General features: G+C 64.7%; 9 protein-coding genes. 5 read left to right on the top strand and 4 right to left on the bottom strand.

Annotated elements, in window-relative coordinates:
- The first annotated feature begins 83 nt into the window (after positions 1-83).
- On the top strand, positions 84-5,543 hold the full coding sequence (locus H4P35_RS01240) for an AAA family ATPase (protein ID WP_226847746.1): 5,460 nt from the start codon (positions 84-86) through the stop codon (positions 5,541-5,543).
- 11 nt (positions 5,544-5,554) lie between these two features.
- On the opposite strand, the gene H4P35_RS01235 is transcribed toward H4P35_RS01240, so the two are convergent.
- Both H4P35_RS01235 and H4P35_RS01230 read right to left on the bottom strand, forming a co-directional pair.
- Positions 5,555-6,241, bottom strand: a complete 687-nt coding sequence (locus tag H4P35_RS01235; RefSeq protein WP_226847745.1) for a response regulator transcription factor — start codon at positions 6,239-6,241, stop codon at positions 5,555-5,557.
- A gap of 114 nt (positions 6,242-6,355) precedes the next feature.
- Positions 6,356-7,234: a LysR family transcriptional regulator gene (locus H4P35_RS01230; protein ID WP_056320681.1), complete on the bottom strand. Its 879-nt coding sequence runs from the start codon at positions 7,232-7,234 to the stop codon at positions 6,356-6,358.
- A 173-nt stretch (positions 7,235-7,407) separates the two neighbouring features.
- On the opposite strand from H4P35_RS01230, the gene msuE reads away from it, so the two are divergent.
- From msuE to H4P35_RS01215, 3 genes are all read left to right on the top strand, one after another.
- Positions 7,408-7,989, top strand: a complete 582-nt coding sequence (gene msuE, locus H4P35_RS01225) for an FMN reductase (protein WP_226847744.1) — start codon at positions 7,408-7,410, stop codon at positions 7,987-7,989.
- A 106-nt stretch (positions 7,990-8,095) separates the two neighbouring features.
- On the top strand, positions 8,096-9,076 hold the full coding sequence (locus H4P35_RS01220; protein WP_226847743.1) for a DUF1852 domain-containing protein: 981 nt from the start codon (positions 8,096-8,098) through the stop codon (positions 9,074-9,076).
- A gap of 25 nt (positions 9,077-9,101) precedes the next feature.
- Positions 9,102-10,130, top strand: a complete 1,029-nt coding sequence (locus H4P35_RS01215; RefSeq protein WP_226847742.1) for a methionine synthase — start codon at positions 9,102-9,104, stop codon at positions 10,128-10,130.
- A 102-nt stretch (positions 10,131-10,232) separates the two neighbouring features.
- Here H4P35_RS01215 and H4P35_RS01210 read toward each other — a convergent pair whose 3' ends face one another.
- Entirely contained in the window at positions 10,233-11,114 is an 882-nt protein-coding gene (locus H4P35_RS01210; RefSeq protein ID WP_226847741.1) for a DMT family transporter, read from the bottom strand.
- 21 nt (positions 11,115-11,135) lie between these two features.
- Entirely contained in the window at positions 11,136-12,092 is a 957-nt protein-coding gene (locus H4P35_RS01205) for a GNAT family N-acetyltransferase (protein WP_370638948.1), read from the bottom strand.
- 240 nt (positions 12,093-12,332) lie between these two features.
- Here H4P35_RS01205 and H4P35_RS01200 point away from each other — a divergent pair, with 240 nt between their 5' ends.
- Entirely contained in the window at positions 12,333-13,331 is a 999-nt protein-coding gene (locus tag H4P35_RS01200; protein WP_226847739.1) for a tripartite tricarboxylate transporter substrate binding protein, read from the top strand.
- Positions 13,332-13,385: the final 54 nt, after the last annotated feature.

The following is a 13,385-nucleotide window of genomic DNA, read 5'->3' as shown; positions in this document are numbered from 1 at the left end:
ACATGAGACGCATAATTCCTGATTAGAATTGCGCCGACAGGGATTATTGCCGCGCGCCGACAGGCCTCGGCTGGGTGTGCGACATGGAAAGTACTCCTCGTTTCGAGGCAGTCAACGGGGCCCGTTTCGAGGTTCTGTGGGTGGACGGCGACCGGGTCTTCGGACGCGGCGACGCCACCCTTGCCGTCTGGCTGCGGCCGAACGACAGCTCGGAATGCGCGCGCCACCTGCTGGACCAGGAATACGGCCTGCGCGACTACCTGCATCCCGGCTGGGCCGCCGTACCGACCGCGCTGGCGCGCGTGGGCGGCTCCACCGTCCTGTATCTGCAGGATCCCGGCGGTCAGCCCCTGGCGTCGCATCGTCCGCAGCCCATGCCCGCCAAGGCATTTCTGCGCTTGGCCATCGCGGCGGCGAACGCCCTTGGGCAAATGCACAACGCCGGCTTGATCCATCGGAATCTCAAGCCCGCGCACATCCTGTTCAACGCCCATGACGACGCCGCCCACCTGACCGGCTTTTCTTTCTCCACGCCGCTCGGCGCCTATCAGGCGGCGCCGGGCTCGCAGCCAGCAGACATCGTCGGCACCCTCGCCTACATGGCGCCCGAACAATCCGGCCGCGCCGGGCATCGCGCCGACGCGCGCTCGGACCTGTATTCGCTGGGCGTCGTGTTCTACGAGGCCCTGACCGGCGAGCTGCCTTTTCAAGGCGAGTCGGCGCTGACGTGGCTGCACAGCCATTCCGCGCGCGTGCCGGTCACGCCTGCCGAACGACGCAACGCAATACCCGCGACACTGTCGGCCATCGTCATGAAGCTGCTGGAAAAGTCGCCGGACGACCGGTATCAGACGGCGGAGGGGCTGGCGGCCGACCTGCAGTGCTGTCTGGCCGCGCTGATGATGGACCCCGACGCCGCGCCGGACTTCGCATTGGGCCGCTACGACCATCCTGGCCGCGTGCGCGTGCCTGCAACCCTGTACGGCAGAGGCGCCGAGCTCGACGTCCTACTGGGCGCCATGGGCCGGGTGGCGGGGTCCGGGCGCGCCGAGGTCGTGCTCATCTCAGGCGAGGCGGGCGTCGGCAAGTCGATCCTGATCGAAGAGCTGCATCGCGTTGTCGGCAGCGAATACACCTTGCTTGCCAAGGGCAAGGGCGATCCTCACAGCCACGCCGGCCCCTACGCCGCGCTGGTCGAGGCGGCAAGAGGCCTGCTTCAGGCGGTGCTTGCCAAGAACGAAAGCGACCTGGAAGAGTGGCGGGAGAAACTGCGCGTGGTGGTCTCGGCCGGCGGCGGCAGCCTGCTCACGCTGATTCCCGAACTGGCGCTGATCGTGCCGGACGCCAGGGGCCTGCTGGCCGAGGCGGACGCCAAGGCACGGCTGCTCCTGGCCTTTCAGCATCTGTTCTGCGCGTTCTCGTCGCCGGGCCATCCGCTGATCCTGTTCCTGGACGACCTGCAGTCGACCGACGCCGCGACCCTGCGCGTGATCGAACAGCTTGCGCAGACCGGTCTGCAGAACATCCTGGTCGTGGGCGTGTATCGGGCCGAGGACATGACGGCGCGCCACGCGCTGGCGGCGTTCATCGCTGGCCTGCGCGCCAGCGCGATCCCCCTCACCGAACTCGCGCTCCACAATCTGCAGGCGCGCGACTGCGCCCACCTGATCGCCGATGCGCTGCAAAGCAGGTCGCCGTGGATCGATCCGCTCGTCGCCCTGGTGCAGGCCAAGACGGCCGGCAACCCCTGCTTCGTGCTCCGGTTCCTGTCCACGCTTGCGGCCGAGGGGTTGCTGCGCTACGACGTGGGGCGCCAGCGCTGGCTTTGGGATGCGGATGCCATCCGCGAACAGGCCTATACCGACAATGTGGTCGGCATCATCCTCCAGCAGGTCGAGCGCTTGCCGCGCGACAGCCGCGAAGCGATTCAACACATGGCCTGCCTTGGGCACGACGCCTCGCTGGACAAGCTGGCGGCGGCGCTGGGCTGGCCGCGGCTCGACGTTGCCACGGCAATGCGCGAGTGCGAGCGCCAGAGCCTCGTCTTTCGTAGCGGCGACGTGTACCGCTTTCCGCACGACCGGGTGCAGGCGGCCAGCTACGGGCTGATTCCCGAACGGCAGCGCGCGGCCACTCACCTGTCGATCGGCCGCCGTCTTGCCCAGGACCTGGAACCGGAACAATTGAGGGCGCGCGCCTTTGAACTGGTCGACCAGTTCAACCGTGCATGGCAACTTGTCCACAGCCCCGAAGAACGCATCCGGCTTGCCCATCTGAATGCCCTGGCAGGCGCGTTGGCCACGGACACCGCCGATTACTCGGCCGCCATCCGCTATCTGGAAGCGGCCTCCGCATTCCTGTCCGACGACGGACGACAGCGCGAGCCCGCGCTTGCCTTCACGATCGAGATCACCCGCGCCGAGTGCGAGTTGCGCAGCGGCGCGATGGGCAGCGCCAGGCATCGGCTGGCCCGCCTGGGCGAGCGCGACGCGCCCTTGACGGAACTGGCCCGCGTGACCCAGCTGCGCGTGGAAGTTTTCATGGCGCTGGGCGAGCGGCATGAGGCCATTCAGGCCGCGCTGCATTATCTTCGCCGCGCCGGCATCGACTGGACCGACAACCCTTCCGAGGAAGCCGTCTCGGACGAGTACGCCCAGTTCAATGCGCTGCGGGCCGGCCGGCCCGCGGCGACGCTGCTGGACCTGCCCGCGATGGAAAACCCGGAAACGGAAGCGACGATGGGCGTGCTGACCGCACTGCTGCCGCCGGCCTGGACGCTCTTTGCGAATCTGCGCGAGCGCGTCATCCTGCGCATGGCCAACCTGAGCCTGCGCCACGGCAACACGGATGCGTCCAGCCTGGGATATGCGTGGCTGGGCATGATCCTGGCCGCGCGCACCGGTGACTACGCAGATGGCTACGCCTTCGGCAAGCTGGGCGTCGACCTGATCCAGCAGCGCGCGCAGGTCCGCTTCGCCGCGCGGGTCTATCAGGTGTTCGGTGGCCAGATCGTTCCGTGGTCACGGCCGATCAGCGAGGCGCGCAACCTGCTGCAGACCGCCTTCGAACTGGCCAGCCAGCAGGGCGACTGGACCTACGCATCCTTCGCGCTGAACAGCCTGGTCACGCATATGCTGGCCACCGGCGGCGCGCTGGACACCATCCGCGCCGACGCCAGCCGCGGCCTGGCATTCGCGCGCAAGGCCGGGCTTGAAGTCCTGGACCGGTACACGTCGCAACTGCAACTGGCCAAGATGCTGCAAGGCATGACGCCGCATTTCGGCACGCTGGACGACGCCGGATTCACCGAGGCCGATTTCGAGCGCAAGCTCCAGGCCGAGGCAGGCTGGAATGTCACGGCGTGCTGGCATTACCTGCGCAAGCTGCAGGCCAGGGTGTTCGGCGGCGATTTCCCGGACGCCGTGCGGGCAAGCGAGGTAGCCTCAAGGTTCGTCTGGACGTCTCTGGCGTTCGTCGAGGAAATGGAGTTTCACTTCTACTCCGCGCTGGCGCACGCCTGGTGCCCCACGCCCGCAGGTCCGGCGGGACAAGCCGCCACGCTTGCGGCGATAGAGGTCCATCTGGCGAAGCTGCGTCCGTGGGCGGCGTCCTGCCCGTCCAACTTCCAAAGCCAGCGGATGCTGATAGACGCCGAAGTCGCGCGGGTAAAGGGCGACATCCTGGACGCCATGCAGCGCTACGACGATGCCATCCATTGCGCCAGCGATCACGGCCTTGTCCACATCGAAGGGCTGGCCAATGAATGCGCCGCACGGTTTTTCCAAAGCCGTGGCCAGCAACGCATCGCGCATACGTACCTGCAACACGCGCGCGCCTGCTATCAGCATTGGGGCGCGTCCGGCAAGGTCAGGCAGATCGATGCGCTGCACCCCACGCTGTTCGTGGATCGCGGTAGCGCCGCCCACGATTCCACGATCGAAACGCCGGTTGAAAGCCTGGATCTGGCCACCGTCATCGACATCTCCCGCGCGCTCGCCAGTGCGCTGGACTTGCAGACGCTGCTCGACAAGCTGATGAAGATCGCGCTGGAGCAAGCCGGCGCCACGCGCGGCGTGCTCGTCCTGCATGCCGATGGTGACCTGTATGTGCGCGCCATTGCCACCACGTCCGGCGATTCCGTTGCGATCAGCCAGCGCGCGCAGTCGCTGGACGAGGCCGGCCTGCCGCAGCAGATCGTGAACTACGGCTGGCGCACGGGTGAAACCATCGTGCTGGACGATGCGTGGAGCGCCGGCGCCTTCACCGGCGACCCCTACGTGCGCGCCGCGCGGCTGCCGTCGGTGTTGTGCCTGGCGCTGACCACGCAGTCCAAATCCATCGGCGTGCTGTACCTGGAAAACACCCTGGCGCGCGGCGTCTTTGCGCCGCACCGCACCGCCGTTCTGCGTCTGCTGGCCTCGCAGGCCGCCATCGCGATCGAACGCGCGCGGCTATACCGTGACCTGGCGCAGCGCGAGGCCCGGATTCAACGCCTGGTCGAAGCCAACATCATCGGGATCTGGTTCTGGAGCATCGAGGGGCAAGTGCTGGAAGCCAACGACCTCTTCCTGTCCATGACCGGTTACGACCGCGACGATGTCAGCGCGGGCCGCTTGAAGTGGACCGCGCTTGTGTCGCGCGGCGGCCCGGTGACGCTGGACGAGCTGCTGCTGCGCGAGACCGCCGAACCGGTGGAAACCGAACTGATCCGCAAGGATGGCCGGCGCGTGCCGGTGCTGCTCGGCGCGGCCCGGTTTGCCGCCGGCGACAACCAGGGCGTCTCGTTTGTGCTCGACCTGTCCGAACGCAAGGCCGCAGAGACCAAGATGCAGCAGATCCAGTCGGATCTGGCTCACGTCACCCGCATGACCACTGTCAGCTCGATGACCGCCTCCATCGCCCACGATGTCAGCCAGCCGGTCTCGGCGGTGCTGACGGAAGCGCAGGCGGCGCTGAACTGGATCGCGCGCACCCCGCCCAACACCGAAGAGGTCGCGGAATCATTGCGGCGCATCGTGCAAAGCGGCCAACGCGCCGGCTCGATCATTTCCGGCGTGAGAGCGCTCATCAAGAAGGCGCCGCCAGCCTTCGCCCCCGTCGAACTGAATGGACTCGTGAAGGAAACCCTGGCGCTGCTGAGATCCGAGCTCGATTTCAGCGACGTCGACGTCATGCTGGATCTGGCCGATGCGCCCCTGCACACGAGCGGCGACCGCGTCCAGCTTCAGCAGGTCCTGCTCAACCTGTATGTCAACGCGGTCGATGCCATGAAGCAGGCGCCAGGCGCGCGGCAGTTGCGCGTCGTCACCCGGCCGTCTTCGACGGACGAACTGCTGGTGGAAGTGTTTGATACCGGCAGCGGCATCGATGCGGCGTCGGTGAAAAAACTGTTCGATCCTTTCTTCACCACCAAGACCAAAGGCTTGGGGATGGGCCTGGCCATCTGCCGCGAAATCATCCAGCTGCATCATGGCCAGATGTGGGCGCGGCCCAACAGCCCGGTGGGCGCGGTGTTCTACTTTTCGTTGCCCGCGCAGGCCTGATTCATCCGGCCCTATTCGCCGTCGCCGTCGCCGTCGCCGTCGCCGCGCAATGGCACGGCGTGCGCGGCAACCCTCGGATTGACCTTGATGATCATCTGCACCAGTTGTGCAAAGCTGCGCGCCTGCATCTTGCGGTAGGCGCTTGCCCGATGCGCCTTGACGGTCACTTCGCTGATGCCCAACTGCTGCGCGACTTCCTTGTTCAGGCAGCCGGACGCAATCATCTCGATCACCTGCTGTTCGCGCGCCGTCAATGACCGGTACAGCGCCAGGATCTTCTCGAATTCCTGCACCTTGGCGCGCCGCGCGGCGTCCGATTCCAGCGCGCGATGCACGGAGTCCAGCAGCCGCTGCTCGGAGATGGGCTTTTCCAGAAAATCGATCGCACCGGCTTTCATCGCCTTGACCGTCTGCCGGATATCCCCAAAGCCCGTCACCACCACGATCGGAATGTGATCGCCCAGCTCGCGCAGGCGAGCCTGCAGCGTCAGCCCGTCGCCGTCGGACAGTTGCAGATCCAGGATCAGGCAGGAAGGCACCGGGGGACGCGCCGCCGCCTGAAAGGCGCTGATCGAGTCGAAGGTCTCGGCATGGATGCCGATCGACGACAGCAGGCGGAACAGCGACTGGCTGACCTCGGGGTGGTCGTCGACGATGTAGACGATCGCCGAGGGCGCGCCCAGTTTGTGTATGTTCAACGCTATGACTCCTTGCGAGGCGGACAGGCTCCGATGATGTCGTGCCTCGCATGCCGCGTGGGGCAGCCATCCCACTGCAAATGCGGCGATTTTAAGGGTTTCTAACCGTCCCTCTTATTGACGCGCCATCTCGATGAACGCTCGCTGGTAATCCAGGGCGTCATCGGCCTCGCGCGATCCCAGAAAGATCTGCTTGGCAATGCCCCGCGGGCCCAAGCGAACCGGCGCCAGATCCATCTTGACCGCGTACTCCTCGACCAGCCAGCGCGGCAGCGCCGCCACGCCGCGGCCGCTGGCCACCATCTGCAGCATGATGTCGGTGGTCTCGATCGCCTTGTGGCGCTTGGGCGTGACACCCGCCTTCAAGAGGAACTGGTTGTAGATATCCAGCCGCTCGATATCGACGGGATAGCTGATGAGCACTTCCTGCGTCAGTTGCTCGGGCTTCACGTAAGCGACGGATGCCAGGGGGTGGCCCTTGGCAACCACCAGCACCTGCTCGTAATCGAACACCGGTTCAAACTTCAACCCCGGCTTGAACAGCGGGTCGGGCGTGACCAGCAGATCGATTTCGTAGCCGAAAAGCGCCCCGATCCCGCCAAACTGAAACTTCTGCTTCACGTCCACATCCACGTCCGGCCACGCCGCCAGATAGGGCGCCACCACCTTGAGCAGCCACTGGTAGCACGGGTGGCATTCCATGCCGATGCGCAGCGCGCCGCGTTCGCCCTGGGCGAACTGGCCCAGCCGCTCTTCGGCCAGGTCCAGCTGCGGCAACACCCGGTTCGCCACCGCCAGCAGATACTGGCCGGCCTGCGTCAGGCGAAGCCGTCTTCCTTCGCGCAGCCAGATATCGGTGCCCAGCTGCTGCTCCAGCTTTTTCATGCTGTGGCTCAGCGCCGACTGGGTCAGGTTCAGCACGCCCGCGGCGGCCGTCAAGGAGCCCTGTTTCTCGACCTGCTGCACGATGCTCAGATGGATACGCTCAAGCATTTATATGATCCAGATTCATGGATTTGTGAAATAAAACCATTTTACGTCATGGATATTGATCTTTAGCATTGCATTCTTTGTTTGCCGCTGTGTTCCGCAAGTTGACCTGATCAACGCGCACGTTCCATGGCAAGTCGACCCCTTTCGTGCCGATTGGCTCCATGGAAGCAACGATGACACACCCCCTGCGACTGGTCGCCGTTTCCGGCGGCATGCAACGTCCCTCCAAGACCACCGTCCTGGCAGAACAGCTGCTGGCGCTGATCGCCAACGAAATCCCCTGCGCACCCCGCCTGGTCGAAATGGGCCGGCTGGCCCCGCAGCTTGCCGGCGCGGTCTGGCGCTCGCAGTTGCCCGACACGGTCGAGCGCGAGCTGGTTGCGGTCGAGCAAGCCGATGTCCTGGTGGTGGCAACGCCCGTCTACCGGGGTTCCTACACGGGCCTGTTCAAGCACTTCTTCGATTTCATTCATCAGGACGCCCTGATCGACAAACCCGTCCTCTTGGCCGCGACCGGCGGCAGCCAGCGCCATGCGCTGGTGATCGACCACCAGTTGCGGCCGTTGTTCAGCTTCTTTCAGGCGCGCACCTTGCCGCTCGGCATCTACGCGACCGACGAGGATTTTGCCGACTACCGGCTTCAGAACGACGCGTTGATCCAGCGGGCCGGTCTGGCCGTCCAGCGCGCGCTGCCGCTGGTCGAACTGACGCGGCATGCCCGCGCCGCCGCGGCCGAAGACGCCCTGGCGGCCTGACGCCGGGCCACCCTTACCGATCGCCGAACAGGCAGCGTGACAGCAAACGCTGGTCGCGCCAGCAACGAATTCACGTTTATCGCAGCATTTTTGGCACCCGACACCCATGAGCCACGACTTCAACTTCAGCATCAAGAGCATCCGCTTCGATGAAAACTATCAGCCGTCGGACAGCACGCGCATCACGACCAACTTCGCGAACCTGGCGCGAGGCGCCAGCCGCCAGGAAAACCTGCGCAATACGCTGAAGATGATCGACAGCCGTTTCAATGACCTGGCGCATTGGGACAACTCCACGGGCGACCGCTACGCCGTTGAACTGGACATCATCACCGCCGAGATGACGCTGGGCGAAGACGGAAGCTCATTTCCGCTGATCGAAATGCTCAAGACCAACATCGTCGACAAGCAAACGGACAAGCGTATCGACGGCATCGTGGGGAACAATTTTTCTTCCTACGTGCGCGACTACGACTTCAGCGTGCTGCTGCCCGAATTCAACGACAACAAAGCCACGTTCAGCACGCCGGAAGATTTTGGCGACCTGCACGGAAAGCTCTTCAAGCACTTCGTGCAATCGCCGGCCTACCGGGCGCACTTTGCGAAGCCGCCGGTCATCTGCATCAGCGTCTCCAGCAGCAAGACCTACCAACGCACCGACAACCACCACCCGATCCTGGGCGTGGAATATCAACAAAGCGAATTCTCCTCGACCGATCATTACTTCGAGAAGATGGGCCTGCAGGTCCGCTACTTCATGCCGCCCAACAGCGTGGCGCCGCTGGCGTTCTACTTCCAGGAAGACCTCTTGGGCGCCTACACCAATCTTGAACTCATTGGCACGATCAGCACGATGGAAGCGTTCCAGCGCATCTACCGGCCCGAAATCTACAACGCCAATTCCGCGGCTGGAAAGCGCTATCAACCCAGCCTGAAGAACCAGGACTACTCGCTGACGCAGATCGTGTACGACCGCGTCGAACGCAGCCAGCTCGCCATCAAGCAGGGCAAATTTGCCGAGGCGCACTTCATCAAGCCGTACAAGCACGTGCTTGATCAATGGGCTGCCAGCTACTCCCATCAATAAACCGAAAACAGACGGACACTTCGCCATGAAAAAAATCTTGCCCACCTCGACTGCCGGCAGCCTGCCCAAACCGTCCTGGCTTGCCCAGCCTGAAAAGCTCTGGTCGCCCTGGAGCCTGCAAGACGAGCAACTGGCCGAAGGCAAACGGGATGCGCTGCTCCTGGCTCTGAAGGAACAGGAGCTGGCCGGCATCGATATCGTCAGCGACGGCGAGCAGACGCGCCAGCACTTCGTCACCACGTTCATCGAACATCTGGACGGCGTTGACTTCGAAAAGCGCGAGACCGTCCGGATCCGCGACCGCTACGACGCCAGCGTGCCCACCGTCGTCGGCGCCGTCAGCCGCCAGAAGCCCGTGTTCGTCGAAGACGCCAAATTCCTGCGCCAGCAGACGAAGCAGCCCATCAAATGGGCGCTGCCCGGTCCCATGACCATGATCGACACGCTGTACGACGCCCACTACAAGAGCCGTGAAAAGCTGGCCTGGGAATTCGCCAAGATCCTCAACCAGGAAGCGCGCGAACTGGAAGCCGCCGGCGTCGACATCATCCAGTTCGACGAGCCCGCCTTCAACGTCTTCTTCGACGAAGTGAACGACTGGGGCGTCGCCACGCTGGAGCGCGCGATCGAAGGCCTGAAGTGCGAAACCGCCGTGCACATCTGCTACGGCTACGGCATCAAGGCCAACACCGACTGGAAGAAGACGCTGGGATCCGAATGGCGCCAGTACGAGGAGTCGTTCCCCAAGCTGCAGAAATCCAGCATCGACATCGTGTCGCTGGAATGCCAGAACTCGCATGTGCCCATCGACCTGATCGAACTCATCCGCGGCAAGAAGGTGATGGTCGGCGCGATCGACGTGGCCAACCACGCCATCGAAACCCCCGAGCAGGTTGCCGCCACGCTGCGCCAGGCGCTCAAGTTCGTGGATGCCGACAAGCTGTACCCGTGCACCAACTGCGGCATGGCGCCGCTGCCGCGCGCCGTGGCCAACGGCAAGTTGAAGGCGTTGAGCGCGGGCGCGGAGATTGTGCGCCAGGAACTGTCGGCGTGATGCAGCCGGTTGCAGGCGGTGCGCGGCGCTGACGCGCACCGCCTGCAAATCCTCCCGGTGACGGCGGCCTGGTCGCCGTCACCGTCAGAGAGAACAGGTTGTTCAGTGCGCCTCTGGCCGACGTGTCGCCATGACCAGTCCCGCGCAAACCATCGCCAGCGCAACGAGCACCGTCATCGGCGCAAGCCGCTGCGACAGCAGCGACTCGATGAGCGCGGCGGTCACCGGACCCAGGGCCTGGAAGGCCGTGACCTTGCTGGCAGCCAGCCTGCCCAACGCCCACAACCAGCAAAAATAGCCCACCCCGCTCGATAGGCCAATGAACACGACGTTGGCCCACTGAAGCCGATTCAGCGAGGGAAGCAGCGGCTGCGAAGTGAAGACGCAGAAACCCAGCAGAAACACCACCGCGGAAACCATCGCGAGCCGGCAGGTCGCAAGCGCCGGATAGCGGCGCAGATAGGGGCCGTACAGGATGCTCGTCACGGCCCCGACGATCGTGGCGGACACCAGCGACACCATCCCCCAGCCGTTGTGCGCCACGCCCGCCGCAGACGCGGAAGGCGACAGCAGCAGATACGCAACGCCCGCCACCGCCGTGCACACGCCAACCAGACCTCGGCCACTGTATGGCTCCTTGCCGGTGATCACCGCAAGGCACATCGTCACGAGCGGCATCGTGGCAAACACCAGCGCGCACACGGTTGCCGGCACCGTCAACAGCGCCTGGTTGAGCAACAGCACCAGCACGGCGAACTGGAAAACGCCCAGCGTGGCGATGGCAATTGCGTCCTTGACCGAGAAGGTCGTGCGTACGGCCGGGCCCAACGGCAACAGCAGGACCGCCGCACCGATCAGATAGCGCAGGAATGCAAGTGTTGCGGGCGAGACGGCGTTGGACACCACGCTTGTGGAAACCATCGCCGCGCCCACGAGCATCCCCACGGTCGCAGCGGCGGCGATTGCGGTGCGCCCGGTGCGCATGACAGGTAAGCCACGCGGGTATCAGGCCGTGGGCTTGACGCGGGTGAACTGCTGCTCGGTGACGATGCTGCCCCACTGATGGCCATCTTCCTCATGCACGAGCTTGAATCCCACGGACTCATACAACTTGCGCGCCGCATCCAGGCCTTTGAAGGTCCACAACTGGCACGCCGAGAAACCGAACCGGTCACAGAAGTCCAGCGCCGCCTCGATCAGCTTGCGGCCGGTTCCGCTGCCTCGGCATCCGTCATCCAGGATGAACCAGCGCAGGTGCGCCTGGCGATTGCCCAGGTCCTGGCCGTCTATGGCGATGGAGCCGACAATCCGGTCGTTCTGAAACGCCGTCCACACCCCATTGCATGGCTCGCCGAGCCGCCCCGCAAACTCGGCGATTCCCGTGGCCACCTGGCTTTCGAAGAACTGGCCAAAGCCCGAGTGCCGCGAATAGAAGGCGGCGTGCATCTCGGCCACGCGTCCCACCAGACCGGGCCGATAGCCGGGCACGATCTGCACGGCATCGCGGGCCGCGGCGGATGGCGCCCCGCGGCTGGCCTTGAGCGCCCTGGCGTACTCCGACAACCCTTGCGCGACCGCCTGCTGTTGCGACGGATTCAAGTGCGCCATGGCCGAGGTGACCTGATTGCGGCCGTATGCATGGATTTTCTTGACCAACGCCTTGCCTTGGCCGGTCAGCGTCAACTGCTTCAGACGCGCATCCTCTGCGCTTGCCGACTCGGCAATGTCCCCGGCCGCGATCAGTTTGGCCAGCATGCGGCTCACGCTGGATTTCTCCAGGCCAAGCGCTGTGACCAGATGGGCTGCCGCCACCCCGCCTTGGGCATCGATTTCCAGCAACGCGTGCACGGCCGAGGCGGAATAGGCAGTGCCCGCCAGCGTCGGCCGCATGAAGCCCAGTTCGCGCACGATGGTGCGCGATGCGGACCGGATTTCGTCGATTGATTTGGCGGGCATCTGCATGGCGCATCCGTTAAGTTGTACTGCACAACCATAATGTTGCTCACCACAACTAACCTGTCAAGCCGCGAGCCACGCCGGGATTACCCGTAATAACAAAAATCTCTCAATTCGGCGGGCATTTGTGATTACTGACGGCCCAACCCTGCGTGCTAATTTTCCCTTCGGTCGAGAGACCGTTTCATAACACCCAAGGGGAATCACACCATGCAAGCCGTGGGAAAAGCATGCCGCAAGGCAGGGATGGCTTCGTCCATTCGCCGCACGTTTCTGAAGTCGATGGCGCCGGCGCTGATCGCCGGCGTGGCCCTCGCCGTGTCCGCCGCGCCGGTGCAGGCTGCGGACTTTCCGGGCGACAAGCCCATCAGCCTGGTCGTGCCGTTTCCGGCTGGCGGTGGCACCGACTTCATCGGCCGCCTGCTCGCCGCGGAGATGGGCAAGGCACTCAAGAGCACCATCGTGGTCGAGAACAAGGGCGGCGCCAACAGCAACATCGGGACCGCCTATGTGACGCAGGCGCGGCCCGACGGCCACACGCTGCTGGTGTCGGGCGTGGGCATCGCCACCAACCAGGGGCTCTACAGCAAGCTGCCTTATCAACTCGATCAGCTCGACCAGATTGCGATCCTTGCCTTTGGCTCTGACGTGCTCGTGACCGCGCCGGGTTTTCCGGCCAAGACGCTGGCCGAGTTCGTCGATCTGGTGCACAAGGCGCCTGGCAAGTACTCCTATGCGTCGTCGGGCAACGGGACCACCGGTCACCTGGGCATGGAAATGCTCAAGCAACGCGCCAAGCTGGACATCATGCACGTGCCGTACAACGGCGGCTCGGCCGCGATCAACGATGTGCTGGCGGGCCGCGTCGACGTGCTGTTCGTCAATCAGGACACCGCGCTGCCGCACGTGCGCGCCGGCAAGCTGCGCGCGCTGGCCATTGGCAGCCCGCAACGCAATCCCACTTATCCCGACACGCCCACTGTGGCCGAAAGCGGTTACCCGGGTTTCTCTTCCGAGTACTGGTTTGGCCTGTCCGCCCCGGCCGGCCTGCCCGCGCCGGTGTTCCAGAAACTGTTCGAGGCCACGCGCACCGCCATGCAGTCGTCCGCCATCCAGGAGAAGCTGGGCGCGGTCGGCCTGGTGATTCCGCAGCTCACCGACCCCAAGCAGTTCGTGACGCTGGTGGATGCCGAAGTGCAGAAGTGGGGCGAGGTCGTGCGGGTGTCGGGCGCGCGGATCGATTGAATCCGACGCCGCGCCGTACGCGATGGCATGAAACCGTCCGGGGCCGCGCAAGCG

Origin of the sequence: Achromobacter sp. 77 (assembly GCF_020541125.1) — a bacterium.
Taxonomy (GTDB): domain Bacteria; phylum Pseudomonadota; class Gammaproteobacteria; order Burkholderiales; family Burkholderiaceae_B; genus Achromobacter; species Achromobacter mucicolens.
Note: the sequence above shows the minus strand (reverse complement) of the source record. Positions and strands in the feature narration are given on the sequence as shown.

Bases quoted from the DNA above. Each gene is read 5' to 3' on its own strand.
- H4P35_RS01240 (WP_226847746.1), top strand. From the start codon at position 84: ATGGAAAGTACTCCTCGTTTCGAGGCAGTCAACGGGGCCCGTTTCGAG.
- H4P35_RS01205 (WP_370638948.1), bottom strand. From the start codon at position 12,092: ATGCAGATGCCCGCCAAATCAATCGACGAAATCCGGTCCGCATCGCGC.
- msuE (WP_226847744.1), top strand. From the start codon at position 7,408: ATGACACACCCCCTGCGACTGGTCGCCGTTTCCGGCGGCATGCAACGT.
- H4P35_RS01215 (WP_226847742.1), top strand. From the start codon at position 9,102: ATGAAAAAAATCTTGCCCACCTCGACTGCCGGCAGCCTGCCCAAACCG.
- H4P35_RS01200 (WP_226847739.1), top strand. From the start codon at position 12,333: ATGGCTTCGTCCATTCGCCGCACGTTTCTGAAGTCGATGGCGCCGGCG.
- H4P35_RS01230 (WP_056320681.1), bottom strand. From the start codon at position 7,234: ATGCTTGAGCGTATCCATCTGAGCATCGTGCAGCAGGTCGAGAAACAG.
- H4P35_RS01210 (WP_226847741.1), bottom strand. From the start codon at position 11,114: ATGCGCACCGGGCGCACCGCAATCGCCGCCGCTGCGACCGTGGGGATG.
- H4P35_RS01220 (WP_226847743.1), top strand. From the start codon at position 8,096: ATGAGCCACGACTTCAACTTCAGCATCAAGAGCATCCGCTTCGATGAA.